General features: G+C 68.4%; 16 protein-coding genes. 10 read left to right on the top strand and 6 right to left on the bottom strand.

Annotation, left to right across the window (positions count from 1 at the left end; translation table 11 throughout):
* Positions 1-14: 14 nt before the first annotated feature.
* The 3 genes from rpoB (at position 15) to MRB58_RS03595 (ending at position 9,970) form a co-directional block, all read left to right on the top strand.
* Positions 15-4,154 carry a DNA-directed RNA polymerase subunit beta gene (rpoB, locus tag MRB58_RS03605; protein ID WP_244780346.1) on the top strand — a complete coding sequence of 1,380 codons (4,140 nt, stop codon included), beginning with the start codon at positions 15-17 and terminating at the stop codon, positions 4,152-4,154.
* A 313-nt stretch (positions 4,155-4,467) separates the two neighbouring features.
* Complete coding sequence (rpoC, locus tag MRB58_RS03600; protein WP_244780345.1) at positions 4,468-8,682, top strand: DNA-directed RNA polymerase subunit beta'; 4,215 nt, start codon at positions 4,468-4,470, stop codon at positions 8,680-8,682.
* Positions 8,683-8,935: 253 nt separating this feature from the next.
* The gene (locus tag MRB58_RS03595; RefSeq protein ID WP_244780344.1) at positions 8,936-9,970 is read left to right on the top strand and encodes a phytanoyl-CoA dioxygenase family protein; all 1,035 of its coding nucleotides are present in this window, start codon (positions 8,936-8,938) and stop codon (positions 9,968-9,970) included.
* Positions 9,971-9,994: 24 nt separating this feature from the next.
* Here MRB58_RS03595 and rsmA read toward each other — a convergent pair whose 3' ends face one another.
* Genes rsmA through MRB58_RS03570 form a run of 5 tightly spaced genes read right to left on the bottom strand, consistent with a single transcriptional unit; the run spans position 9,995 to position 16,467 of the window.
* The gene (rsmA, locus tag MRB58_RS03590; RefSeq protein ID WP_244780343.1) at positions 9,995-10,897 is read right to left on the bottom strand and encodes a 16S rRNA (adenine(1518)-N(6)/adenine(1519)-N(6))-dimethyltransferase RsmA; all 903 of its coding nucleotides are present in this window, start codon (positions 10,895-10,897) and stop codon (positions 9,995-9,997) included.
* A gap of 14 nt (positions 10,898-10,911) precedes the next feature.
* Complete coding sequence (locus MRB58_RS03585; RefSeq protein WP_244780342.1) at positions 10,912-11,820, bottom strand: SurA N-terminal domain-containing protein; 909 nt, start codon at positions 11,818-11,820, stop codon at positions 10,912-10,914.
* Positions 11,821-11,869: 49 nt separating this feature from the next.
* Positions 11,870-14,197, bottom strand: coding sequence for an LPS-assembly protein LptD (locus tag MRB58_RS03580; protein WP_244780341.1), 2,328 nt, complete (start codon positions 14,195-14,197; stop codon positions 11,870-11,872).
* Entirely contained in the window at positions 14,198-15,301 is a 1,104-nt protein-coding gene (lptG, locus tag MRB58_RS03575; protein WP_244780340.1) for an LPS export ABC transporter permease LptG, read from the bottom strand.
* On the bottom strand, positions 15,298-16,467 hold the full coding sequence (locus MRB58_RS03570; RefSeq protein ID WP_244780339.1) for an LptF/LptG family permease: 1,170 nt from the start codon (positions 16,465-16,467) through the stop codon (positions 15,298-15,300). The genes lptG and MRB58_RS03570 overlap by 4 nt, the downstream gene beginning before the upstream one ends.
* Before the next feature lie 209 nt (positions 16,468-16,676).
* Between MRB58_RS03570 and MRB58_RS03565 the strand changes: the two genes are divergently transcribed.
* From MRB58_RS03565 to MRB58_RS03555, 3 genes are read left to right on the top strand one after another with little or no spacing between them, the layout of a single operon-like run.
* On the top strand, positions 16,677-18,170 hold the full coding sequence (locus tag MRB58_RS03565) for a leucyl aminopeptidase (RefSeq protein WP_371747273.1): 1,494 nt from the start codon (positions 16,677-16,679) through the stop codon (positions 18,168-18,170).
* A 5-nt stretch (positions 18,171-18,175) separates the two neighbouring features.
* Positions 18,176-18,784: a glutathione S-transferase family protein gene (locus tag MRB58_RS03560; RefSeq protein ID WP_244780337.1), complete on the top strand. Its 609-nt coding sequence runs from the start codon at positions 18,176-18,178 to the stop codon at positions 18,782-18,784.
* A gap of 10 nt (positions 18,785-18,794) precedes the next feature.
* The gene (locus MRB58_RS03555) at positions 18,795-19,241 is read left to right on the top strand and encodes a DNA polymerase III subunit chi (RefSeq protein WP_244780336.1); all 447 of its coding nucleotides are present in this window, start codon (positions 18,795-18,797) and stop codon (positions 19,239-19,241) included.
* A 97-nt stretch (positions 19,242-19,338) separates the two neighbouring features.
* On the opposite strand, the gene MRB58_RS03550 is transcribed toward MRB58_RS03555, so the two are convergent.
* Positions 19,339-20,544 carry a glycosyltransferase family 1 protein gene (locus tag MRB58_RS03550; RefSeq protein WP_244780335.1) on the bottom strand — a complete coding sequence of 402 codons (1,206 nt, stop codon included), beginning with the start codon at positions 20,542-20,544 and terminating at the stop codon, positions 19,339-19,341.
* Between the two features lie 52 nt (positions 20,545-20,596).
* Between MRB58_RS03550 and MRB58_RS03545 the strand changes: the two genes are divergently transcribed.
* From MRB58_RS03545 to lpdA, 4 genes are all read left to right on the top strand, one after another.
* On the top strand, positions 20,597-21,292 hold the full coding sequence (locus MRB58_RS03545) for a serine protease (RefSeq protein ID WP_244780334.1): 696 nt from the start codon (positions 20,597-20,599) through the stop codon (positions 21,290-21,292).
* Between the two features lie 67 nt (positions 21,293-21,359).
* Entirely contained in the window at positions 21,360-23,540 is a 2,181-nt protein-coding gene (gene glyS, locus MRB58_RS03540; protein ID WP_244780333.1) for a glycine--tRNA ligase subunit beta, read from the top strand.
* A gap of 33 nt (positions 23,541-23,573) precedes the next feature.
* Positions 23,574-23,855, top strand: a complete 282-nt coding sequence (locus MRB58_RS03535; protein WP_244780332.1) for a cupin domain-containing protein — start codon at positions 23,574-23,576, stop codon at positions 23,853-23,855.
* Between the two features lie 2 nt (positions 23,856-23,857).
* Positions 23,858-25,267: a dihydrolipoyl dehydrogenase gene (gene lpdA / locus MRB58_RS03530; RefSeq protein WP_244780331.1), complete on the top strand. Its 1,410-nt coding sequence runs from the start codon at positions 23,858-23,860 to the stop codon at positions 25,265-25,267.
* The last annotated feature ends 68 nt before the right edge of the window (positions 25,268-25,335 follow it).

Below are 25,335 nucleotides of genomic sequence, written 5' to 3'. Positions count from 1 at the left end.
AGAGGGGGCAAGGTATGACGCAAGCGTTCTCAGGTCGTAAGCAAGTTCGCAAATACTTCGGTTCGATCCGTGAGGTCACGGAGATGCCGAACCTGATCGAGGTGCAGAAAGCGTCCTACGACCAGTTCCTGATGGTTGAGAAGCCGGAGGGCGGCCGCGGCGACGAGGGTCTGGAGGGCGTGTTCCGATCCGTCTTCCCGATTTCCGACTTCGCCGGCACGGCCATGCTGGAGTTCGTGGACTACGAGTTCGAGGCGCCGAAGTTCGACGTCGACGAGTGCCGCCAGCGCGACATCACGTTCGCCGCGCCGCTCAAGGTGAAGCTGCGCCTCGTCGTGTTCGACGTCGACGAGGATACGGGCGCCAAGAGCCCCAAGGAATTCAAAGAGCAAGACGTCTACATGGGCGACATGCCGCTCATGACGGAGAACGGCACGTTCATCGTCAACGGCACCGAGCGCGTGATCGTGTCGCAGATGCACCGCTCGCCGGGCGTCTTCTTCGACCACGACAAGGGCAAGACCCACTCGTCGGGCAAGCTGCTCTTCGCCGGCCGCGTGATCCCCTACCGCGGCTCCTGGCTCGACATCGAGTTCGACGCCAAGGACATCGTGCACGCCCGCATCGACCGGCGCCGCAAGATCCCCGTCACCTCGCTGATGATGGCGCTGGGTCTGTCGCCCGAAGAGATCCTGCACACCTTCTACGACCGCGTCACCTATACCCGTGACGGCGACGGCTGGCGCATGCCCTTCGAGGGCGACCGCCTGAAGGGGCAGAAGGCCAACACCGACCTCGTCGACGCCGACACCGGCGAATTGGTGATCGAGGAGGGCCGCAAGATCACGGCCCGGACGATCAAGCAGCTCACCGAGAAGGGCGTGAAGGCGCTGCGCGTCTCCGACGACGAGCTGTACGGCCGCTATCTGGGCGACGACATCGTCGACTTCGAGAGCGGCGAGATCCACGCCGAGGCGGGCGACGAACTGGACGAGAAGGGGCTCAACAAGCTCCTCGAGACGGGCTTGTCCGAGGTCACCGTGCTCGACATCGACCACGTCACCAAGGGCGACTACGTCGTCAAGACGCTGTCGGCGGACAAGAACGAGACCCGCGAGCAGGCGCTGTTCGACATCTACCGCGTCATGCGCCCCGGCGAGCCGCCGACGATCGAGACCGCCGAGGCGATGTTCGAGTCGCTGTTCTTCGATCCGGAGCGTTACGACCTCTCCGCCGTCGGCCGCGTGAAGATGAACATGCGCCTCGACCTCGATGCCCCCGACACGCAGCGCACGCTGCGTAAGGAGGACATCATGGCGGTCATCAAGACGCTGATCGACCTGCGCGACGGCAAGGGCGAGATCGACGACATCGACAACCTCGGCAACCGCCGGGTTCGCTCGGTCGGCGAGCTGATGGAGAACCAGTACCGCCTGGGCCTCCTGCGGATGGAGCGCGCCATCAAGGAGCGCATGTCGTCCGTCGAGATCGAGACGGTGATGCCGCAGGACCTCATCAACGCCAAGCCGGCCGCGGCCGCGGTGCGCGAGTTCTTCGGCTCCTCGCAGCTTTCGCAGTTCATGGACCAGACCAACCCGCTCTCCGAGGTGACGCACAAGCGCCGTCTCTCGGCGCTCGGCCCCGGCGGTCTGACCCGCGAGCGTGCCGGCTTCGAGGTGCGCGACGTGCACCCGACGCACTACGGCCGCATCTGCCCGATCGAGACGCCGGAAGGCCCGAACATCGGCCTGATCAACTCGCTGGCGACGTTCGCGCGCGTCAACAAGTACGGCTTCATCGAGGCGCCCTACCGCAAGGTGTTCGAGGGCAAGGTCACCGACGAGGTGGTCTACCTCTCCGCGATGGAAGAGCAGAAGCACGCCGTCGCCCAGGCGAACGCGCCGCTTCTGGAGGACAACCGCTTCGTCGACGAGCTGACCGTCGTGCGACAGGCCGGTGACGTGCAGATGATGCCGGCCGACCGTGTCGACTACATGGACGTGTCGCCCAAGCAACTCGTCTCGGTCGCCGCGGCGCTGATCCCGTTTCTGGAGAACGACGACGCCAACCGCGCGCTGATGGGCTCGAACATGCAGCGTCAGGCCGTGCCGCTGGTGCGGGCCGAGGCGCCGTTCGTCGGCACCGGCATGGAGCCGATCGTCGCCCGTGACTCGGGTGCCGCGATTGCCGCCAAGCGGACCGGCATCGTCGACCAGGTGGACGCGACGCGTATCGTCATCCGCGCGACGGAAGAGCTCGACCCGACCAAGTCGGCCGTCGACATCTACCAGCTGATGAAGTTCCAGCGTTCCAACCAGAACACCACCGTCAACCAGCGTCCGCTGGTGCGGGTGGGCGACGCGGTGGCCAAGGGCGAGATCATCGCCGACGGTCCGTCGACGGAGCTCGGCGATCTGGCGCTCGGCCGCAACGTGCTCGTCGCGTTCATGCCGTGGAACGGCTACAACTTCGAGGACTCGATCCTCCTCTCCGAGCGCATCGTGCGTGACGACGTCTTCACCTCGATCCACATCGAGGAGTTCGAGGTCGCGGCCCGCGATACCAAGCTCGGCCCCGAGGAGATCACGCGCGACATCCCGAATGTCTCCGAGGAGGCGCTGCGCAACCTCGACGAGGCGGGCATCGCCTACATCGGCGCGGAAGTGCAGGCGGGTGACATCCTCGTCGGCAAGATCACGCCGAAGGGCGAGTCGCCGATGACGCCGGAGGAGAAACTCCTCCGCGCCATCTTCGGCGAGAAGGCCTCCGACGTGCGCGACACGTCGCTGCGTGTGCCGCCGGGCGTCGTCGGCACCATCGTCGAGGTGCGTGTCTTCAACCGCCACGGTATCGAGAAGGACGAGCGCGCCCAGGCGATCGAGCGCGAGGAGATCGAGCGTCTCGCCAAGGACCGCGACGACGAGCAGGCGATCCTCGACCGCAATACCTTCGCCCGCCTGCAGGAGGTCCTGTCGGGCCAGCAGGCGGTCTCCGGCCCGCGCGGCTTCAAGCCCGACTCGGCGATCACCGCCGACGTACTGGAGAACACGCCCCGCTCGCAGTGGTGGATGTTCGCCCTCGCCGACGAGCAGATCCAGGCCGACATCGAGGCCATGCGCGACCAGTACGACCAGGCCAAGAAGCGCTTCGAGGAGCGCTTCCTGGACAAGGTCGAGAAGCTGCAGCGCGGCGACGAGCTGCCCCCCGGCGTCATGAAGATGGTCAAGGTCTTCGTGGCGGTGAAACGCAAGATCCAGCCGGGCGACAAGATGGCCGGCCGTCACGGCAACAAGGGTGTCGTGTCGAAGATCGTGCCGGTGGAAGACATGCCGTTCCTGGAGGACGGAACCCATGTCGACATCGTGCTCAACCCGCTGGGCGTGCCTTCGCGCATGAACGTCGGGCAGATCCTGGAGACGCACCTCGGCTGGGCGTGCGCGGGCCTCGGCCGGCGTATCGGCGAGCTGGTTCGCCTCGCCAAGGAGTCGGGCGAGACGGGCGAGCTTCGTACCGCCATGCTCGACATCTACGAGGGTGGCACCAACGAGCCGCTCGCCGAATACGACGAGGACTCGGTGTTGCGTCTGGGCGAGCAGCTCTCGCGCGGCGTGCCGATCGCGACGCCGGTGTTCGACGGTGCGCGTGAGCCGGACATCGTCAAGATGCTGGAGCAGGCCGGTCTCGACGGGTCGGGTCAGTCGTGGCTGTACGACGGGCGGACGGGCGAGATGTTCGATCGTCAGGTGACGGTCGGCTACATCTACATGCTGAAGCTGCACCACCTCGTCGACGACAAGATCCACGCCCGGTCGATCGGTCCGTACTCGCTGGTCACGCAGCAGCCGCTGGGCGGCAAGGCGCAGTTCGGCGGCCAGCGCTTCGGTGAGATGGAGGTCTGGGCGTTGGAAGCGTACGGTGCCGCCTACACCTTGCAGGAGATGTTGACGGTGAAGTCGGACGACGTCGCGGGCCGCACCAAGGTCTACGAGTCCATCGTGCGCGGCGACGACACGTTCGAGGCGGGCATCCCCGAGAGCTTCAACGTTCTCGTCAAGGAAATCCGCTCGCTCGGCCTCAACGTCGAGCTGACGGACGTGGAGCGCGACATGGTGATCAACAACGACATCGACGCGCGCAAGCTGGCGGCGGAGTAGGGCCCGGCTTGACGGCAATGACATGTGAGGCGGGCGTTCAACGCCCGCTGGCGGGATCGCAAGGGATCGCCTATATAGGCTCTACCTTGCGAAAAACTCATCCCGCCTCAGAACGGTGCCTCATGGCGACCCGGTGTGCCCCGAAGGGCGCGCCGGGTGCTGTGCGTGGCGCCGACGGGATTGCGGCGCGCCCGGCCTCGATGGCCGGCGCTGAGGCTGGGGCGGCTCGACCGCCCGTGTCTCTACGAAATTGGGCGTGCTTGGCGCGCATAATGATGGCTCGCTTGACGCGAGGGCAAAGGAGAGTCGCCGTATGAACCAGGAAGTGATGAACCTGTTCAACACGCAGGCGCCCACGCAGACGTTCGACCGGATCCGGATCTCCATCGCGAGCCCCGAGAAAATCCGTTCGTGGTCCTTCGGCGAGATCAAGAAGCCGGAGACCATCAACTACCGCACCTTCAAGCCGGAGCGGGACGGCCTGTTCTGCGCGCGCATCTTCGGTCCGATCAAGGACTACGAGTGCCTGTGCGGCAAATACAAGCGGATGAAGTTCAAGGGCGTCATCTGCGAGAAGTGCGGCGTCGAAGTCACCCTGTCGCGCGTGCGGCGCGAGCGGATGGGCCATATCGAGCTCGCCGCCCCGGTCGCGCACATCTGGTTCCTGAAGTCGTTGCCCTCGCGCATCGGCCTCCTCCTGGACATGACGCTGAAGGACCTCGAGCGCGTCCTCTACTTCGAGTCCTACATCGTCACCGATCCGGGCATGGTCACCGAGATCAAGCGCGGCCAGCTCTTGTCCGAGGACGAGTTCCTCGACCTGCAGGACACGCACGGCGAGACCTTCACCGCGCTGATCGGCGCGGAGGCGATCCGCGAGCTGCTGCTCCAGCTCGATCTGCCGCGCGAATCGGAGAGCCTGCGCAAGGAGATCGCCGAGTCGACCTCCGAGCTGAAGCCGAAGAAGCTCGCCAAGCGGCTGAAGATCGTCGACTCGTTCCTCGAGTCCGGCAACAAGCCCGAGTGGATGATCATGCAGGTCATCCCCGTGATCCCGCCGGACCTGCGCCCGCTGGTCCCGCTGGATGGTGGCCGCTTCGCGACGTCGGACCTCAACGACCTCTACCGCCGCGTCATCAACCGCAACAACCGCCTGAAGCGCCTCATCGAGCTGCGCGCGCCGGACATCATCATCCGCAACGAGAAGCGGATGCTGCAGGAGTCCGTCGACGCGCTGTTCGACAACGGCCGCCGCGGCCGCGTCATCACGGGCGCCAACAAGCGCCCGCTGAAGTCGCTGTCGGACATGCTGAAGGGCAAGCAGGGCCGGTTCCGCCAGAACCTGCTCGGCAAGCGCGTCGACTATTCCGGCCGTTCGGTCATCGTCGTGGGTCCGGAGCTGAAGCTCCACCAGTGCGGCCTGCCGAAGAAGATGGCGCTCGAGCTCTTCAAGCCCTTCATCTACTCGCGTCTCGACGCGAAGGGCTACTCGTCCACGGTGAAGCAGGCGAAGAAGCTGGTCGAGAAGGAGAAGCCCGAGGTCTGGGATATCCTCGACGAGGTGATCCGCGAGCATCCGGTGCTGCTCAACCGCGCGCCGACGCTCCACCGTCTCGGCATCCAGGCGTTCGAGCCCAAGCTGATCGAGGGTAAGGCGATCCAGCTGCACCCGCTGGTCTGCACCGCCTTCAACGCGGACTTCGACGGCGACCAGATGGCCGTGCACGTTCCCCTCTCGCTGGAAGCCCAGCTCGAGGCGCGCACGCTCATGATGTCGACGAACAACATCCTGCATCCGGCGAACGGTCAGCCGATCATCGTGCCGTCGCAGGACATCGTCTTGGGCCTCTACTACCTGTCGATCATGTCGGAGAACGAGCCGGGCGAGGGCATGACCTTCGGCTCGATCAACGAGCTGCAGCATGCGCTCGATGCCAAGATCGTCACTGTGCACTCGAAGGTGAAGGTCCGCTACAAGACGTTCGACGAGGACGGCAACCCGCTGTCGCAGATCCACGAGACGACGCCGGGCCGCGCCCTCATCGGCGACCTGCTGCCGCGCTCGCCGAAGGTGCCGTACGACACCTGCAACCAGCTGATGACCAAGAAGAACATCTCCAAGATGATCGACGCCGTGTACCGCGGCACCGGTCAGAAGGAGACGGTCATCTTCTGTGATCGCGTGATGCAGCTGGGTTTCACCAACGCGTTCAAGGCCGGCATCTCGTTCGGCAAGGACGACATGGTGATCCCCGACTCCAAGTACTCGACCGTGAACGAGACGGCCGAGCTGGCGAAGGAGTTCGAGCAGCAGTACTTCGACGGCCTGATCACCCAGGGCGAGAAGTACAACAAGGTCATCGACGCCTGGGCGAAGTGCACCGACAAGGTCGCCGCCGCGATGATGGAGAAGATCTCCGCCGTCGAGACGGACCCCGAGACGGGCCGCACCAAGCAGATGAACTCGGTCTACATGATGTCGCACTCCGGTGCGCGTGGCTCGCCCACCCAGATGCGTCAGCTGGCGGCGATGCGCGGCCTCATGGCCAAGCCGTCCGGCGAGATCATCGAGACCCCGATCACCTCGAACTTCAAAGAGGGGCTCACCGTTCTGGAGTACTTCAACTCCACCCACGGTGCGCGTAAGGGCCTCGCCGACACCGCGCTCAAGACCGCCAACTCGGGCTACCTCACCCGCCGTCTGGTGGACGTGGCGCAGGACGCGATCATCTCCGAGTACGACTGCGGCTCGACCCGCGGCATCACCATGGAGCCGATCGTCGACGCCGGTCAGGTCATCGCCACGCTGTCGAGCCGCGTGCTCGGCCGCACCGCGGCGGAGGACGTGCATGCCCCGGCCACCGGCGAGCTGATCTGCAAGGCCGGCACGCTGATGGACGAGAAGGACGTCGAGGCCATCGAAGAGGCCCGCGTCCAGTCGCTGAAGATCCGCTCGGTGCTCACCTGCGAGACCCGCAACGGCGTGTGTGCGGCCTGCTACGGGCGCGACCTCGCCCGCGGTACGCCGGTGAACATGGGCGAGGCGGTCGGCGTCATCGCGGCGCAGTCGATCGGCGAGCCGGGCACGCAGCTCACCATGCGCACCTTCCACGTCGGCGGTACGGCGCAGGTGGTCGACTCCTCGTTCATCGAGTCCTCGTTCGTGGGCACCATCAAGCTGAAGAACCGCAACGTGGTGCGCGATTCGGACGGCAACCTGATGGTGATGGGCCGCAACGTGCAGGTCGCCGTGATCGACGCGGACGGCACCGAGCGGGCGAGCTACAAGCTCACCTACGGCGCCAAGCTGCATGTCGACGACGGCGACTCCATCAAGCGCGGCCAGCGCATCGCCGAGTGGGACCCCTACACCCGCCCGATCCTCACCGAGGTCGACGGTGTGGTGGACTTCGAGGACCTGGTCGACGGCATCTCGGTCTCCGAGGCCGCGGACGAGGCGACGGGTATCACCAAGCGCGTCGTCACCGACTGGCGCACCCACACCCGCGGCTCGTCGCTGCGTCCGGCGGTGGTCGTCAAGGCGGCCGACGGCAGCCTCGTGAAGCTGCCGCGCGGCGGTGAGGCCCGCTACCTGCTCTCGGTCGACACCGTCCTCTCGGTCGACACCGGCGGCAAGGTGCATGCCGGCGACGTGCTCGCCCGTATCCCGCTGGAGAGCGCCAAGACGCGTGACATCACCGGCGGTCTGCCGCGCGTCGCCGAGCTCTTCGAGGCCCGTCGTCCGAAGGACAACGCGGTCATCGCGGAGATGGACGGCACCATCCGCTTCGGCAAGGACTTCAAGAACAAGCGGCGGATCATCATCGACCCGCCGGCGGACTCCGGGCTCGAGCCGATCGAGTACATGGTCCCGAAGGGCAAGCACATTCACCTTCAGGACGGCGACCCGATCGAGAAGGGTGACTACATCCTCGACGGCAACCCGGCGCCGCACGACATCCTGGCCATTCATGGCGTGGAGGCGCTCGCCGCCTACCTCGTCAACGAGATCCAGGGCGTCTACCGGCTCCAGGGCGTGGGCATCAACGACAAGCACATCGAGGTGATCGTGCGTCAGATGCTGCAGAAGGTTCAGATCACCGATCCGGGCGATTCGGACCTCCTGAACAACGAGGAGATCGACCGTCAGGAGCTGCAGGAGCTGAACGACGACCTGATCGCCGACGGCAAGAAGCCGGCGTCCGGCGACCCGGTCCTGCTCGGCATCACCAAGGCGTCGTTGCAGACCCGCTCGTTCATCTCGGCGGCGTCGTTCCAGGAGACCACCCGCGTCCTCACCGAGGCGGCGGTGTCCGGCAAGGCCGACCAGCTGGAAGGCCTGAAGGAGAACGTCATCGTCGGCCGCCTCATCCCGGCGGGCACCGGCGGCATGATCAACCGTATCCGCGAGATCGCCGCCAAGCGCGACGACCTCATCATGGAGGCGGAGCGTGCCGCGCAGGGCGCCACCGAGGGGGCACAGCTGATCGAGGATATGCGGCAGGACGATCCGGTTCCGGGCGAGTAAGCCGAACCACCATAGCCGCGGGGCGCCAAAGTGCCCCGCGGCCCCCGGCGAGGGCCGGATCGACGAGCCGCAGGCTCGGCCGGTCCGGCCCTTTCTTTTGCCCGCTCACTCGCCTCGCCACCCCCCGCGCACCGGGGGCGACACGTCGCAGTTCACGATTGGCTTTCTGGCAATCGTCAAACTTAACGACGACGTTAGATCGGCGTATGTTCTGCAACATGATGCAGTCCGCACGAGTCGAGGGGGGCGTGTCATGAAGGCACGTGAGGCACTAACCATGACGATCGCCGCGCCGGCGGTGCTGTCGCGGCAGAAGAACTTCTCCGCCAACCCGGTGCTCGGGTCCGAGAGCTTCAATGCGCGCGGCCTGCACCGGTGGCGCGTCGACCGGGCGCACGCGATGAGCCGGCGCCGCCGCGAGGGCCTGGCCGCGAACGTGGACGCGGCCGAGCGCGAGGCCTTCGAGCGCGACGGCTACGTGGTGCGCGAGAACGCGCTGCCGCAGCCGCTCTTCGAGGCGTTCACCGCCGAATTGAAGGAGCAGCGCCGCAAGGCCTGGGAGATGGTCCAGGGGGACACCGCGACCCGGCTGATGCCGCTACCGGTGTCGGACGGGTCGGCCGGGGCGAAGGTGCGCGCCTATCTACGCTCGCCTTCCTTCCGCAATCTGACCGGCTATGTGGCCGGGCGCAGCGGCGGCTACAATCCCGTCCTGCAGACGGTGGCGGTGCAGCCCGACCCGTCGCGCCCGGATCCCCAGGTGACGCTACACGCCGACACCTTCCACCCGACGGCCAAGTTCTGGCTCTTCCTGCACGACGTCGGCATCGAGGACGGCCCCTTCGCCTTCGTGCCGGGGTCGCACCGGTTGACCCCCCAGCGCCTCGCCTGGGAGCACGAGCAGGCGCTGAAGGCGACCGGGGTCGGCAACGAGCACCACGCGGCCGGCTCCTTCCGCATGACGGAGGAGGAGTTGGAGGCGCTGGGCTACGATCGGCCGATCCAGCCGCTGCCGGTCAAGGCGAACACCTTCCTCGTGGCCGACACCTACGGCTTCCACCGCCGCACGCCGGCGCTGAAGCCCAATGCGCGGGTCGCGATCCACGGCATGCTGCGGCGCAACCCCTTCCTGCCCTGGAACGGGGCCGATCCGTCCGAGATTCCGGGCGTGGACGGCCGCCTCATCTGGCTCCTGTTCGCCTCGCGCGATGCCAAGGCGCGGATGGGTAAGCCCGACAAGTATCGCAGCGTCGGCCTGAAGCTCGCCGGCGACCCCAGCATCGGCTGAGCCGCGAGGCGGCCCGCCGGCCGTTCACCGCGCGGTGGCGACGGCCTGGCTCAGGCCGTCCCAGGCGTGGGCGAGGCGGATGAAGTCGTCGATGGTGAGGCGCTCGGCCCGCTGCGTCGGGTCGATAGCGGCCGCGGCGAGCAGCGCCTCGGGCTCCGCGGTCAGCGCTTTCAGGCTGGAGCGCAGCATCTTGCGGCGCTGGCCGAAGGCGGCGGCGGTGACGCGCTCCAGTGCTTTGAGGGGCACGCCGGTCTCCGGCTTCGGGTCCAGCCGCACCACGCTCGACCAGACCTTCGGCGGCGGCACGAAGGCGCTCGGCGACACGTCGAACACCGAGGTCGCGAAGGCCCGCGCGCCGGTGAGCACCGAGAGGCGTCCATAGTCGGCGCTGGCCGGCGCGGCGACGATCCGGTCGGCCACCTCGCGCTGCACCATCACGGTGGCGCTCGTCCACCAGGGCGGCCACGGGCCGGTCAACCAGTCGACGATGAGGGGGGTGGCGACGTTGTAGGGCAGGTTGGCGCAGATCGTCGCGCCCGCCGGCACCAGGCTCCTCCAGTCGGTGGCGAGGGCGTCGGCGGTGACGAGGGTCAGGCGGCCCTCGGCGACGTCGACGAGCGGCCCCAGCACCTCGCCGGCGCGCTGGTCCTTCTCGATCGCGATCACGGTGGCGCCCGCCTTCAGCAGCGAGCGGGTGAGGCCGCCGGGGCCGGGGCCGACCTCCACCACAGTCGCCCCGGCGAGCGGGGCGTCCGTGCCGGCGCCGGGGGCACGGGCGGTCCGGGCGATCTTGTCGGTCAGGTTGAGGTCGAACAGGAAGTGCTGGCCGAGCGACTTGCGCGCCGGCAGGCCCTCGGCCACCACCTCGCGCAGCGGGGGCAGGGCGTCGATCCGTTCCCGCAGCCCGGCGAGAGCGCTGTCGCTCATCGCGCTCGGGTCCGTCAGCGGATTTCGATGGCGGCGTCGCGGCGAAGCTGGCGGATGTACTGGCGGGTGAACGCCTCGTTCCGCTCGGCCTGCATGTCGTTCTCCAGGGCCTTCATCGCGGCGTTGGTGGAGCGCACGGCGGTCTTTTTGCACACGGCCAGCATCAAGAGGCCCTGCGGGGTGGGGATCGGCTCGGTCAGCTTGCCCTGGTCGATATTCTCGATCGCGTCGGCCAGCTGCGTCGGCAGTTCGGCGTGCGTGCGACGGCCATAGGGGAGGACCACGACCTCGCGGGTCTTCTTGGCCATCGGCAAGCCGGTCTCGCAATTGTTGAACTGGCTGCGCACGGAGTTGGCGATGCGCACGGCCTCCGCGCGGCGAGCCTGCGAGGGATCCTCCGGCATCGCCACCATCACGCGCGACAGGTCGTACTCGTAGGAGTCGGCGACGGTCTCGGCGTCCTTTTTCTTCAGCAGGGCGGCGACGAGGTCCGGCTCGCTGATCTTCAGCGAGTCGCCGAAGCGGGTACGGGTCAGCTGGTTGAAGGCGATTTGCGCCTCCAGCCGGTCCCTCAGGGTCTGGATGTTGACGCCGGCCTGGGCGAGCGCCTGGGCGAGTTGCGACGGGCTGAGCTTCACCCGCTCGGCGATCGAGCCGATCGCCCGGTCGACCGAGCCGGCCGGCACGGTGACGCGGTTCTGCCGCGCGGCTTCGAGCTGGAGTTCCTCGTCGATCAGCTCGTCGAGCGCCTTCTGGGTCAGGTTGCCTTTGTTGCCGGTGATACGCAGCAGGCGTTCCCGCTGGGCGACATCGTAGCTGGTGATGGGCTTGCCGTTGACCACCGCCTTGATCGTCGTCTGCGCTGAGACGGGGGCGGCGAGGAGGGACAAGACGACGGCCAGGCAATACGCAATGCGAAACATCGGAATGACTCTGCGCTTCGGGGACAACGCGAGGTAGCCCGTATTGGCGCTAGTTATCAAGTCCGGTGGTGATGGTTCCGTCGCCGATGGTCCGCAGGCCGACACGGAAGAACAGCGTTCGGTCGACCGGCTCGTCCGGCGTTCCGCTGTAATCCTGCGAATAGGCCAGCGAAACCGTCATGCTGTCGTCGTCATAGGCGAGGCCGATACCTTCGCGGATCACGTCGTTGTCTTCCAGGTCGTAACGCAGCTGGCCAAAGAGCCGCACCCGGTCGAACACCCGCAGCGAGGCGGCGCCGTGGATCTCCATGCGGTCGTCGATCAGGCCGAGGTCTGGCTGCGAGGCGAGGAAGGCATAGACGAGGCGGGTCGACAGCGGCCCGGTGCGGGCCGAGGCCGATACCTCGGCGCGCTGGAGCGAGAAGTTCTCCTCGTCGAAGCGCGTCTTAGCCGACACCGCGAGGCCGCCGTTGGTGTCGAGCGTGACGGAGGCGACATAGTCGGACTGGTCGGTGTCAAGGCCGGACTGGCCGGACGAGTCGAGGATGTCGGGCACCTGGTAGGAGTTGCGCCCGGCGAGGTGGTAGGACTGGCCGACCATCGCCGACAGGTAGCCGCCGGTGTAGGTCTGCAACGTGTAGCGCAGCCCCACCGTAGCGCGCACGCCGCCCTCGACCCGGTCGTAGCCGGAGAAGCGGGACGGGCCGAAGAGGTTGGTGTCGTCGAACACCACGCTCTGCGCGTCCTCGTTGGGCAGGTCGCCGATGTAGGCCTCGTCGGGCCGCAGGATGACCTCGGCGATCGGCTCGATCGTCTGCGTGCCCCAGTTGGACGAGATCAGCCACGGCCAGCGGTAGTTGAGGCCGATCCAGGGCATGGCGCGCAGGGCGATCGGGTCGTCCTCCAGCGCGGTGACGTTGGGATCGCGGCTGTCGACGAAGAAGAGGTCGCCGCGCGCGCCGGCGAACGGGGTGACGACCTGGCCGAGCGGGCCGATCATCTGCTTGCGCCACGAGACCTCGGCGCTGGCACGCGAGAATGTGCCCTCGACGCCGCGGAAGCGCGGCTCCAGCACGCCGTTGACCATCGCGCCGAAGGCGTCCGTCTCCTGGCGCGACAGCGAGGTGATGTTGAACTTGTAGGCCAGCTCGCCCGACAGGACGGCGCCGTCGTAGACGCCCTCGTAGTCGATCGTCGGGTGGACGTAGGCCTGCTTGCCCTGGAGCTGCGAGCCGACGGAGGAGAACGGGGCCGGCGCGTTCAGGATCTCGTTGCTGGTGTAGTCCTCCTGCAGGATGCGGAAGGCCCACAGGCGCGCCTCGAAGTGGTTGCGCACGCCGAGGCCTTCGAGGAAGAGCGTCGACGGGGCGGTCAGCGCGTCGCTCGAGGTCTGCTTGTAGTCGGACAAATAGCGGCGGTCGGTGGTGACGGTCGATTCCCAGCCCCACTTCCACTCGGGATTGATGTCGAACTCGCCGACGGTCGAGAACGAGCCGCGGAAGCGCCGGTTGCCGCCCGACTCCTCGAACGCGCCGGGGTCGAGCTGGTAGATGCCGGTGCCGCGCACCATGAAATCGCCGCTAGCGAGGCGCTGGCGGTACTCGCCGTCCAGGAAGAGGCCCTGGTTGGAGAGCGGCGTCGCCGCGATGGTGGCGTCGGCGGTGGGGCCGAGCGTCTGGTAGTACGGCACGCGCACACCGACGCCGAGGAGGTTGGAGGCGATGAAGGTCGGCACCAGGAAGCCGGACTTGCGCCGCACCGTCGGGTCGGGGATCGAGAAGTCGGGCAGCACCGCGACCGTCTGGCCGAACAGGTCGAACTGCGCCTTCTCGAACTTCAGCGTCTTCTCGTCTTCGTCGTGGATGATGCGGCGGGCCTGGATCTGCCAGGTCGGCGCTTTGTCGGGCCGGCGGCGGCAGGTGTAGCAGGCGGTGTAGCCGGCATCCTCGAAGACGGTGATGTTGCCGTTGCGCTCGGCCGAGTTGGCGGCGAGCCGGGTGCGGTAGATCGTGTCGACGCGCAAGCCCTCGAGGAAGCCGTCCTTGAGGTCGTCCGACAGGCGCACCGTGCGGGCGAACACGACGTTGCCGTCCGGCTCCTCCAGCCGCGCCCCGCCGGTGGCATAGAATTTGTCGGTCGACTGCTGGTAGACGACGCGATTGGCGAAGAGCTGATAGCCCGCGTAGGCGATGAAGACGTTGCCGCTGGCCACCGCATCGCCGTTGCGGGTGTCGTAGCGCAGCTCGTCCGCCTCCAGCAGAAGCGGCTGGTCCTGCTGCGAGATGGCGGCGATGTTCTCGATCTGCGCCAGCGCGGGGGCGGCGGTGAGCGAGGCGACGGCGAGGCCCACGGCCAACGCGAAACGTGCGGCGGTCATCTACCCGTCCTCGCTGTAGAGGAGGGCGGTGGCGCCGAAGAGGGCGGCGGCGAGCCCCGGTAGCCATGCGGCGAGCACCGGCGGCACCGCGCCCGCTTCGCCGAGGTCGGATGCGACGGCGGAAGCGATATAGAGCCCGAACCCGGCGACGACGCCGCCGGCGATGGCCCGCGTCACCCCTCCGAGCCGCACCATGCGCAGCGAGACGGACGCCGCGATCAGCACCATGGCCGCCAACAGCAGCGGACGGGCGAGCAGCACCTGGTACTGCAACGCGAAGCGGTGGGCGGGGAGGCCCGCGCGCTGGGCGAGCTGCACCGCGGCCGGGAGCTTCCAGAACGACGTCGCGTCCGCGCGGGCGACCGCCTCGTGCACCTCGGCCGCGCTCAGCGCGGTGGCGAGCTGCACCGTGGGCACGGTGGCCCCGCGGGTGCCGTCGGCGGCGTAGCGGGTGACGTTGTTGAGCCACCACGCGCCGTCGCCGAGGGTCGCGGTCGCGGCCTCCAGACGGCCGGTGAATTGCTCGTTCTGGTCGAAGAGGTGGGCCTCGACGCGGTAGAGCGTGAGGCCATTGGCCGAGGCGGCGCTGGCGTGCATGATCGAGGGCCCGTCGCGCCCGTCCTGGCGGAACCAGATGGAGTTGCCTCCGGTGAGGGTCAGCGCCTCGGTCCCGCGCACTTCGGCGACGAGTTCGTCGGAGCGCTCGCGGCCGGCTGCGGAGATGGGGTTGTAGAGCGTCGTCGTCACCACGCCGATCAGCGCCACCACGACGACCGCGGGCGCGACGAACTGCCAGGCCGAGATGCCGGCGCCGCGCATCACCGCCAGCTCCAGGCGGCGGTTGAGCGCCAGGAACGCGGCGATCGCGCCGAACAGCACCGCGAACGGGAGGAACTCCTCCGTCAGCGAGGGCGTCTTGTAGAACGAGGCGAGGACGGCGGTGGCGGCGTCGAACGTGTCGCGGTCGACCGTGCGGCGGATCAGCTCCACCGCGTCGGCGAGGAAGATGATCGCCGTGCCGAGGACGAAGAAGCCCAGGATCCACCGCAGGAAGGTGACGCCGATATAGAACGAGAGCACCCGCCCGGTGCCGAGGCCGATCACGCCGCGGCTCCTTCGCGCGGTTTGGCGAAGCGCGCGGCGAACTGCGTTGCCGCATGCGCCCAGCGCTCGTGGAAGGTGACGTGCCGGTCGGTCAGGATGAGGGCGAAGGCGCCCCCGCCCACGGCGGCGAGGAGCGCATAGGAAAGGTAGGCGATCGCCGGCTGCTGCTCGGCCGCCAGCAGCGTGCCGTACACGCCCGCGCGCACGGCCGCGACCGAGATGCCGGCGGCGATGATCCCGGCGAGGCGGTTCTGCCGATGCATCCGCGGGTCGCCCACGAACAGGAAGACGACCAGCGCATAGACGAACGGCGCCAGCGGCTGCGAGATGCGGTCGTGCACCTCGATGGCGAATTGCGCCTCGCGCTGGGCGCGGTAGTCGTCGCTCGGGTCGGCCGGGGCGAGAAGCTCGAAGAGGGTCCGCTCGGAGGGCCGGAAGGTGGTCGACACGGGGCCGGAGTTCAGCGCCGAGAGGTCGAACGCGTAGGCGTCGAAGGCGACGACCGTCAGCTCGCCGGACGGGCGCTCCATGCGCTGCGCGCTGCCGTTGGTCATCACCAGCAGCGTGTTGCCGTCGGTCTCCACGACGCGGCCGGTCTCCGCGACGTAGGTGATGTCGAACGTGTCGGAGCGGCGGTCGTCCAGCATCAGGCCGCGCAGCATGCCGTCGGCCGTCCGGTCGCGGATGTGGACGGTGAGTCCGTCCTCGATCTCGATGAAGCGGCCGGGCTGGACGATGGAGCTGACGACGTCGGCGCGGATCTCGGTGATCATCACGCGCGCCTTGGCGAGGCCGAGCGGCCCCAGCCAGACCGCGCCCACCGTCACGAGCGCCGCGCACACCGCCGCCGCGGCGATGGCCGGCGACAGGAGCCGCAGCCGGCCCGCGCCCGCGCCCGCGATCACCACCAGCTCGGAATCGCGGTTCATCGTGTCGTAGACGACGACCATCGCGATGACGAAGGCGATCGGTGCCAGCAAGGTCAGCAGGTAGGGGACGGCGAGGGCGGTCAGCTCGAAAAACGCCAGGAAGGCCTGGCCCTTGGCGGTCACCAGATCGAGGCGCTGCAGCGCCTGCGTCGACCAGATGATCCCGGTGAGCACCAGGAGACCCGCCGGAAACAAGGTCAGAATGCGCTTTGCCGTATACCGACTGATGAGCGGCATGCACCATCCAAACACGTGATTCGACACGACGGGCCGACGATAGGGCCCACATACAATGGGCCTACACTAACGTTCCACAAGGTTGAACATTCCCTTTTCCGATCGGTGCAATCAAGCTCCGGCCGTGTCCTCGGGGCCGCACTTTTGCGGATGTTGTGTCCGGGCCACAAACTAGAGTACCTGCCGGATGGACTGCTGAAAGGACCGCGATCGTGAGTGTGCCGACTATCCAGTTTCGCCCCGTTGAATTGCCGCCCTCCGGGACCCTCGTGGTGTTCGCAGGCGATGGAATGGCATTGGGCGAGGCGGCCCGCCGCGCCGATGCGGCGAGCGACGGGTTCATTTCCGCGGCCGCCGAGGCACAAGGCTTCAAGGCCAAGCGCTTCGGCACGCTCCTGGTGCCGCTGCCGCGCGGCCTCAGCGTCCGCTCGCTGCTGATCGTCGGCCTGGGCGACGCCGCCAAGCTGACCGAGGCCGAATGGGCCAAGCTCGGCGGCACGGTCGCCGGCGCGCTCCCCTCCGGCCCGGACACCGACGTCACGGTCTTCGCCGAGGCGCCCGACGGCCCGCTGACGGCCGAGCAGGCGGCCGACATCGCGCTCGGCATCGTGCTGCGCTCCTATACCTTCAACCTCTACAAGCAGAAGTCGGCCGACGAGCCGGAGCCGGCGCCGCGCGCGATCACGCTCGCCGTCCCGTCCCCTGCCGCGGCCGAGGCACGATGGCAGGCGATGGACGCGGTGGCCGCCGGCACGATGGTCGCCCGCGACCTCGTCAACGAGCCGGCCAACGTGCTCGGCCCGGTCGAGTTCGCCGAGCGCGCGGCCTCCCTCGCCGAGCTGGGCGTCGAGATCACGGTGATGGAACCGGCCGAGCTCGAAGCCCTCGAGATGCGCATGCTGCTGGGCGTGGCGCAGGGCTCGGAGCGCCCGGCACGCGTGGTCCTCATGCAGTGGAAGGGCGGCGGTACGCAAAAGCCGGTCGCCCTCGTCGGTAAGGGGGTCGTGTTCGACACCGGCGGCATCTCGATCAAGCCGGCCGGCGGCATGGAGGACATGAAGGGCGACATGGGCGGCGCCGCCGCGGTCGTCGGCGCCATGACCGCCATCGCCAAGCGCAAGGCGAAGGCGAACGTGATCGGCATCATCGGCCTGGTCGAGAACATGCCGGACGGCAAGGCGCAGCGTCCGGGCGACATCGTCAAGTCGAAGTCCGGGCAGACGGTGGAGATCATCAACACCGACGCGGAGGGCCGCCTCGTCCTGGGCGATCTCCTGACCTATACGATCGAGCGGTTCGAGCCGGCGGTGACGATCGACCTCTGCACCCTCACGGGCGCCATCATCGTCGCGCTCGGCCACTACCATGCGGGCATGTATGCGACCGACGACACGGTCGCAGCACAGCTCTCGGCGGCCGGCATGGCGACGGGCGATCAGGTGTGGCGCATGCCGCTCGGCAAGGACTACGACGGCCTGATCGATTCCAAGGTGGCGGACATGAAGAACACCGGCGGCCGTTCCGCCGGATCGATCACCGCCGCACAGTTCCTCAAGCGCTTCGTTGGCGAGTCCAACTGGGCACACATCGACCTCGCGGGCACGGCCATGGGTGGCCCGACCAACGAGATCAGCCGCACGTTCGGGTCCGGCTGGGGGGTGCGCCTCCTCGACCGGTTCATCGCCGACAACTACGAAGGTTGACGCACATGAAGCTCTATTCGGTCACGATGTCGCCCTTCGGGCGCACCGTCGCCATCGTCGCGGACGAACTGGGTCTGACGGAGGACATCGAGGCGGTGGCGACGGTGGTGAAGCCCACCGCGCCCAATCTCGAGTTCCAGGCCAAGAACCCGCTGCGCAAGATCCCGGCGCTGGAGACCGAGGACGGCCTGGTGCTCGTCGATTCGGTGCTCATCGTCGAGTACCTGTGCGCCCGCGTCGGCGACACGCGGATGCTCGGCCGCGGCGGCCCCGAGGAGTGGCGCATCCGCACGCAATACGCGCTGGCGCGTGGGGCGGCGGAGTGCGCCGTCGGCGCCCGCTACGAGACGTTCGTGCGCCCGGCCGACAAGCAGTGGGACGCCTGGGAGGCGGACCAGATGGACAAGATCGGCGCGACTCTCGCCTCGTTCGAGGCGTCGCCGCCGGCCTCGGGCGGCAGCCTGACGGTGGCGACGATCGCGCTCGCCTGCCTGCTGGAGTATCTCGGCTTCCGCTTCCCGGACCTCGGCTGGGAGACGAAGTATCCGGGCCTCGCGGCTTGGCTGAAGCCGATCGCCGCGCGTCCGTCGTTCGTGGCGACGAAGCCGACCTGACGCGACGCGGGTGGCGGAGGTCCTCTTCTATCACCTGGAGCGCCAGCGGCTGGAGGATGTCCTGCCGACGCTGCTGGAGCGGACCCTCGCGCGCGGTTGGCGCGCGGTGGTCGAGGTGCCGGACAGGGAGCGGTGCGAGGATCTCGACCGCTTCCTGTGGACCTACCGCGACGATTCCTTCCTGCCGCACGGCGGGATCGATGCCAACGCGGCGGATCACCCGATCGTCCTGACGACGGGGCCGATCAATCCCAACGGCGCGAACGTGCGGTTCCTCGCCGATCGCGCCGCTCCGACCGAGGTGGAGACCTACGACCGGGTCGTCCTTCTCTTTTCGGCCGACGATCCCGACGCGGTGACCGAGGCGCGTCGCCACTGGCCGCCGCTGAAGGCCGCCGGCCACGAAGTCACCTATTGGCGCCAGTCACCGACCGGCGCATGGGAGAAGAAGGCCTAGACCAACTCCGGCCTGCGCAACGCCGGGCCCTCCCGCGCCCGCCCGTCGCCGCCTCGCAAGCCGCGGCATCGGACGCACCACGCCGCGACCGGCGCGTTCACCGTGGGCGGCGCGGCATGTGGGCGAGTTCGAGCAGGGAGGCGGTGATATCCTCGAAATAATCGTCCCAGGTCCGCGGCGGGACCATCAGGCGGCGCTGTTGCTCGCGCAGGTCGGGGTCGGTGGCGAAGGCGCGGATGGTCTCCTTCCAGCCCGGCCCGTCGAGGGGGGAGAGGTAGGTGGCGGCGGGGCCGCCGACCTCGCGGTGGGCGGCAATGTCGGACGCGATCACCGGCACCCCCATCGAGTGCGCCTCGATGATGGGCAGGCCGAAGCCCTCGATGAAGGAGGGGGTCAGCAGAGCGCGCGCATGGGGGAGGTGGGCGGCGACCTCCGCATCGCCGAGCGGCCCGGTCACGGTGACGTGGGGCGCGAGGGCGGCGGCGCGTTCGATCAGCTCCATGGCGGTGACGTCGTTGCCGCGGCGCCCGATCACGACGAGCTGCGGCGGGTCCGGCTCGTCGGCGAATTCGCGCCAGATGTGCAGGAGGAGCGGCAGGTTCTTGCGCCGGTCGATGGAAGAGAGGTGCACGAAGGTCGGCCGCTCATAGCGCACCGGGTCCGTCGCCGGCTCCAGCCCCGGTCCGGAGTGGATGACGGAGGACGTGAACGGTGCGTCCGGGATGCGCGCGAGAAGCTCGGCCCGCGTCGCCTCGGACACGTTGAAGACGTGGTCGGCCTGCTGGCGCAGCGTCTCCAGCCGCCGCTCGTGCAGCATCGTGGCGCGGCGCGAATCGTATTCGGGATGCGTGATGGGGATGAGGTCGTGCAGCAGCACGGCGAAGGGCCCCGGCAGGTCGGCAAAGCGGGCGGCGACGTCGAGCCCGTCATGGCCGACGTTGAGGGTGACGTTGGGTCGGCCCGCCGCGTCCAGCCGTTTGCCGCCGAGGTGGGCGAGCTTGCGCCGCAGGGTGCGCTCTGCGGCGATCACCTGGCCCTTGAGGCCCCAACCGTCGGCCAGGAACTGGCGCGGCGCGCCGTCGGCCCAGCGGTTCACCAGGGTGTCATGCACCTTGGCGTAGGCGGAGGGGCGCATCTCGACCAGGCGGTCGCCGATGCGGGTGACGGGGCGGGTCTCGAACGCGTCCTGCCGCAGCATCCAGTCGGCGTAGCGCATCTCGATACGGTCGATGCCGGAGGGGCCGCCGAAGAACTCGTAACGTCTGATAAGGCGGGAGACGTCGAGGAAGAGGATCGGTCGCATGGATGGGCAGTGCCGCCCGCCCTCCCGGCCGTCAAGATGGACGAGGCGTGAAATGAGTCGAACCTCGGCGCTCGTGGCGTCTTTGCTGATCGCCCTCGGGACGCCGGTGCGAGCGCAGACCGTCTCCCCCGCGGTGCCCGAGGTGGGGGTGCCCGAGCGGCAGGACGTTCCGGACCCCGCGATCGGCCGGTTCAATTTTGCCGGCTACCGCTCCAAGCGGCACTGCACGATGTTCGCCGTCGGTCCGACGACGGTGTTGACCGCGGCGCACTGTGTGCGCGGACTGCGGGCCGGCGAGACGCATCTCCTGTTCGGCTATTCGCGGATGGAGTGGGGCGCGCACCTCACCCCGGCCAGCATCGGCGTCGTGGGCAACGACGTGGCGGTGCTGTGCCTAGGGGAGCCGGCGCCTGCGGCTCTGGCGCTGGCGCCCGAGGCGCCGCTGGAGCCGGGCGAGGCGATGGTCGCGGTGGGCTACGGCACCCCGGTGCGCCACATGCAGAGCCGCACGCGCTGCCCGGTGCTGCGCGAGGGGGCGACGGACGCGGGCCGCTCGGTGGTGCTGGGCTGCGCGCAGTCGCACGGCGCGTCAGGCGGACCGGTGTTGAACGGGCGGGGCGAGGCGGTCGCCGTCATCAGCGCCACCAGCCGCACGCAGCTCCTCGCGGCACGCATTCCGCCGGGCGCGGCGGAGCTGTGCGCCCCGCCCGCCAGGCCCGGCGAGGCGGCGCGCGAGGCGGTGGACTGAAAGCGGGGGCTTCCGCCGCACCGGGCGTGATGGTAGGCGACCCGGACTGATCTCAAGCGGCCGGCCGATGCCCGAACTTTTCGTCGAACTCCTGTCCGAGGAGATCCCCGCACGCATGCAGCGCCGTGCCGCGGAGGATCTCCAGCGCCTCGTCACGAACTTCCTGGTGGACGCCGGGTTGACCTACGAGGGCGCCTACGCCACCGCCACGCCCCGCCGTCTGGTGCTCGCCGTCACGGGCCTTCCCGCCCGATCGGCCGACCGGCGCGAGGAGCGCAAGGGCCCGCGGGTCGGCGCGCCGGAGAAGGCGCTCGCCGGCTTCCTGCGGGCCGCGGGCCTCGCCTCGATCGACGAGGCGACGATCGAGAGCGACCCCAAGAAGGGGGACTTCTACGTCGCCAAGACCGTGGTGCCCGGCCGGCCGACGCTCGACATCGCCGCCGAGGCGATCGTCGACGCCGTTCGCCGCTTTCCCTGGCCGGTGACGATGCGCTGGGGCGCGGCGTCCAGCGATGCCGGCGCATTGCGCTGGGTGCGCCCGCTGACCTCCATCCTCGCCACCTTCGGCACTGAGAACGAGGACCCCGAGATCGTCCCCGTCGAGGTGCCGGGCGTGCCGGTGGGGGACACCACGGTCGGCCACCGCTTCCACGCGCCGGGGACGATCAAGGTCCGCCGGCTGGAGGATTACAAGGCGAGCCTGGAGAAGGCGTTCGTCGTCGTCGACCATGAGCGGCGGCGCGACCAGATCCTGCACGACGCCAAGGACGCCGTCTTCGCGCTCGGCCTCGAGATGGTCGAGGACGACGGACTGCTGACCGAGGTCGCGGGCCTCGTCGAGTGGCCGGTGGTGCTCGTCGGCCGGTTCGACGAACGGGTGCTGGCGCTGCCCGAAGAGGTCATCCGCCTGACGATCCGCGAGAACCAGAAGTGTTTCGTCACGCGCGACCCGGCGACGGGCAAGCTCGCCAACGCGTTCATTCTGACGGCGAACCTGGTGGCGGACGACGGCGGCGCGGCGATCGTCGCCGGCAACGAGCGGGTGGTGCGCGCCCGTCTCGCCGACGCGCGCTTCTTCTGGGACGAGGACATGAAGCGGCGCCTCGCCGTCCACGCCGAGAAGCTGAAGACGGTGACCTTCCACGAGAAGCTGGGCACTCAGGCCGACCGGGTGGAGCGCATCCAGGCGCTGGCGCGCGAGATCGCACCGGTCCTCGGCATTCAGCCGGATTACGCGGTCGAGGCGGCTGCGGTCGTCAAAGGCGACCTCGTGACCGGGATGGTCGGCGAGTTCCCCGAGCTGCAGGGCTACATGGGGCGCCACTACGCCGCCGCACACGGCGCGCCGGAAGATCTCGCCACCGCCATCGAGGAACACTACCAGCCGCAGGGGCCGAACGACGCCGTGCCGTCCGCGCGCCTCTCGGTGGTGCTGGCGCTGGCCGACAAGGTGGACCAGCTCGTCGCCCTGTGGGCCGCGGGCGAGAAGCCGACCGGTTCGGGCGACGCGTTCGGCCTGCGCCGCGCCGCGCTCGGCATCATCCGCCTGGTGCTGGAGAACGGGCTGCGCCTGCCGCTCGACGACGGCAAGATGGGCGGGCTGCTGATGATCGCCTGGCGCCTGTGGGAAGGCACCCCGCTCGATACCGAATGGAAGGCGCAGAGCGCCAAGGACTACGACCGCTTCGACGATGACGGCTACGGCGGCCTGCGCGGCCCGGTGGCGGATCTGTCGGACTTCGTGGTCGAGCGTCTCATCGTGCAGCAGCGCGACGCCGGCGTCTCCGCCGAGACGGTCCGCGCTGTCCGCCCGATGGTGACGACGATCGACCTCGTCGACCTCGTGAACCGCATCGCCGCGCTGACCGACTTCCTCGCCACCGACGACGGGGCCACCTTGATGGCCGGTTACCGCCGCGCCACCAACATCCTCGTCGCCGAGGAGAAGAAGGACGGCGCCCCGGTGCAGGGCGAACCGGTCCGCGCCACGCTCGTCGAGCCGCAGGAGATCGCGTTGTTCGACGCCGTCGCCGCGGCCCGCAAGACCGTGACCGAAGCCGTCGCGCGGGAAGACTACGCCGCGGCGATGACCGCGCTGGCGGCCCTGCGCGCACCGGTGGACGCCTTTTTCGAGGCTGTCATGGTCAACGCCGACGATCCCGGCCTGCGCGCCAACCGGCTGCGCCTCCTGGCGGCGCTCCGAGATACCACGCGCGAGGTGGCGGACTTTTCCGCGATCTCCGGTTAACATCGCGACCAACTGAGACAGAGACGAGACGACATGGCCACAAAGGCGAGCGCCACCGTGCAGATCGACGAGCCGCATGTGCGGGTCACGCAGTGGACGTTCGAGCCTGGCACCTCCACCGGCGCTCACGTCCACGCGTATCCGTACGTCGTCGTTCCGGTCATCCCCGGCACGCTGACGATGGTGGACGACAAGGGCGACCACATCGCCGAAATGAAGCTCGGTGAGAGCTACTCGCGCCCCAAGGGCGTGTCGCACGATGTGGTCAACCGCTCGGACGCGGTCGTGTCGTTCGTCGAAATTGAGATGAAGTGACCATGGCCGACACCTACGACGTCCTCATCATCGGCTCCGGCCCCGGCGGCTACGTGACCGCGATCCGCGCCGCGCAGCTCGGCCTCAAGACCGCGGTCGTGGAAAAAGCGCACCTCGGCGGCATCTGCCTCAACTGGGGCTGCATCCCGACCAAGGCGCTGCTGCGCTCGGCCGAGGTCTACGACCACTTCAAGCACGCCAAGGACTACGGCCTCGCCGCCAAGGACTTTTCGTTCGACATCGCCAAGGTGGTGGAGCGCTCGCGCGGGGTGTCCAAGCAGTTGAACGGCGGCGTCGGCATGCTGCTGAAGAAGAACAAGGTCGACGTGATCTGGGGCACGGCCAAGATCACCGCGCCCGGCAAGGTCGACGTCAAGGACGCGCCGGACGCGCCGAAGGGCGCCAAGGGCGGCGGCAGCTACGCGGCGAAGAACATCATCGTCGCCACCGGCGCCCGCCCGCGCGCCTTGCCCGGCCTCGAGCCCGACAAGGAGAACATTTGGACCTACTTCGAGGCGATGGTCCCCAAGGAGCTGCCCAAGAAGCTCCTGGTGGTCGGGTCCGGCGCCATCGGCATCGAGTTCGCGTCGTTCTTCAACTCGATGGGCTCGGAGGTGACGGTCGTCGAGGTGATGGACCAGATCCTCCCCGTCGAGGACGTCGAGATCGCCAAGCTCGCCCGCAAGCAGCTCGAAAAGCAGGGCCTGAAGATCATGACGTCGGCCAAGGTCGCCAAGATCGAGAAGGGCCGCACGCAGAAGGTCAGCGTCGAGGCCAACGGCAAGACCGAGACGATCGAGGTCGACAAGGTGATCTCGGCGGTCGGCGTCGTCGGCAACATCGAGGGCCTCGGCCTCGAGGAGCTGGGCGTCAAGACCGAGCGCGGATGCGTCGTGATCGACGATTTCGGCGCCACCAATGTGAAGGGCGTCTACGCCATCGGCGACGTAGCCGGCCCGCCGATGCTGGCCCACAAGGCCGAGCATGAAGGCGTGATCTGCGTCGAGGCGATCGCGGGCAAAAAGCCGCACCCGATGGACAAGGGCAAGATCCCCGGCTGCACCTACTGCCACCCGCAGGTCGCCTCGGTCGGGCTGACGGAGGCGAAGGCCAAGGCCGCTGGGCGTGAGGTCAAGGTCGGGCGGTTCCCGTTCATCGGCAACGGCAAGGCGATCGCCCTCGGCGCCCCGGACGGCCTGGTGAAGACGGTGTTCGACGCCAAGACCGGTGAACTTTTGGGCGCGCACATGGTTGGTGCGGAAGTGACCGAGCTGATCCAGGGGTTCGTGGTCGCGATGAACCTCGAAACGACCGAGGAAGAGCTGATTCACGCGGTGTTCCCGCACCCGACGCTATCGGAGATGATGCACGAGAGCGTCCTCGACGCGTACGGTCGCGCCATTCATATCTGAAGGACGAGCGCGAACTTCTGTCGCCGCTTCCGCGTTCAGGCCATGTACACGCCCGGATTTCTAGAAGG

It is taken from the genome of Acuticoccus sp. I52.16.1 (assembly GCF_022865125.1).
Classification (GTDB): domain Bacteria; phylum Pseudomonadota; class Alphaproteobacteria; order Rhizobiales; family Amorphaceae; genus Acuticoccus.
The sequence above is the reverse complement of the archived record's forward strand: the minus strand, read 5'-3'. Positions and strand labels throughout refer to the sequence as shown.

Bases quoted from the DNA above. Each gene is read 5' to 3' on its own strand.
- rpoB (WP_244780346.1), top strand. From the start codon at position 15: ATGACGCAAGCGTTCTCAGGTCGTAAGCAAGTTCGCAAATACTTCGGT.
- rpoC (WP_244780345.1), top strand. From the start codon at position 4,468: ATGAACCAGGAAGTGATGAACCTGTTCAACACGCAGGCGCCCACGCAG.
- MRB58_RS03595 (WP_244780344.1), top strand. From the start codon at position 8,936: ATGAAGGCACGTGAGGCACTAACCATGACGATCGCCGCGCCGGCGGTG.
- rsmA (WP_244780343.1), bottom strand. From the start codon at position 10,897: ATGAGCGACAGCGCTCTCGCCGGGCTGCGGGAACGGATCGACGCCCTG.
- MRB58_RS03585 (WP_244780342.1), bottom strand. From the start codon at position 11,820: ATGTTTCGCATTGCGTATTGCCTGGCCGTCGTCTTGTCCCTCCTCGCC.
- MRB58_RS03580 (WP_244780341.1), bottom strand. From the start codon at position 14,197: ATGACCGCCGCACGTTTCGCGTTGGCCGTGGGCCTCGCCGTCGCCTCG.
- MRB58_RS03570 (WP_244780339.1), bottom strand. From the start codon at position 16,467: ATGCCGCTCATCAGTCGGTATACGGCAAAGCGCATTCTGACCTTGTTT.
- MRB58_RS03560 (WP_244780337.1), top strand. From the start codon at position 18,176: ATGAAGCTCTATTCGGTCACGATGTCGCCCTTCGGGCGCACCGTCGCC.
- MRB58_RS03550 (WP_244780335.1), bottom strand. From the start codon at position 20,544: ATGCGACCGATCCTCTTCCTCGACGTCTCCCGCCTTATCAGACGTTAC.
- MRB58_RS03545 (WP_244780334.1), top strand. From the start codon at position 20,597: ATGAGTCGAACCTCGGCGCTCGTGGCGTCTTTGCTGATCGCCCTCGGG.
- glyS (WP_244780333.1), top strand. From the start codon at position 21,360: ATGCCCGAACTTTTCGTCGAACTCCTGTCCGAGGAGATCCCCGCACGC.
- MRB58_RS03535 (WP_244780332.1), top strand. From the start codon at position 23,574: ATGGCCACAAAGGCGAGCGCCACCGTGCAGATCGACGAGCCGCATGTG.
- lpdA (WP_244780331.1), top strand. From the start codon at position 23,858: ATGGCCGACACCTACGACGTCCTCATCATCGGCTCCGGCCCCGGCGGC.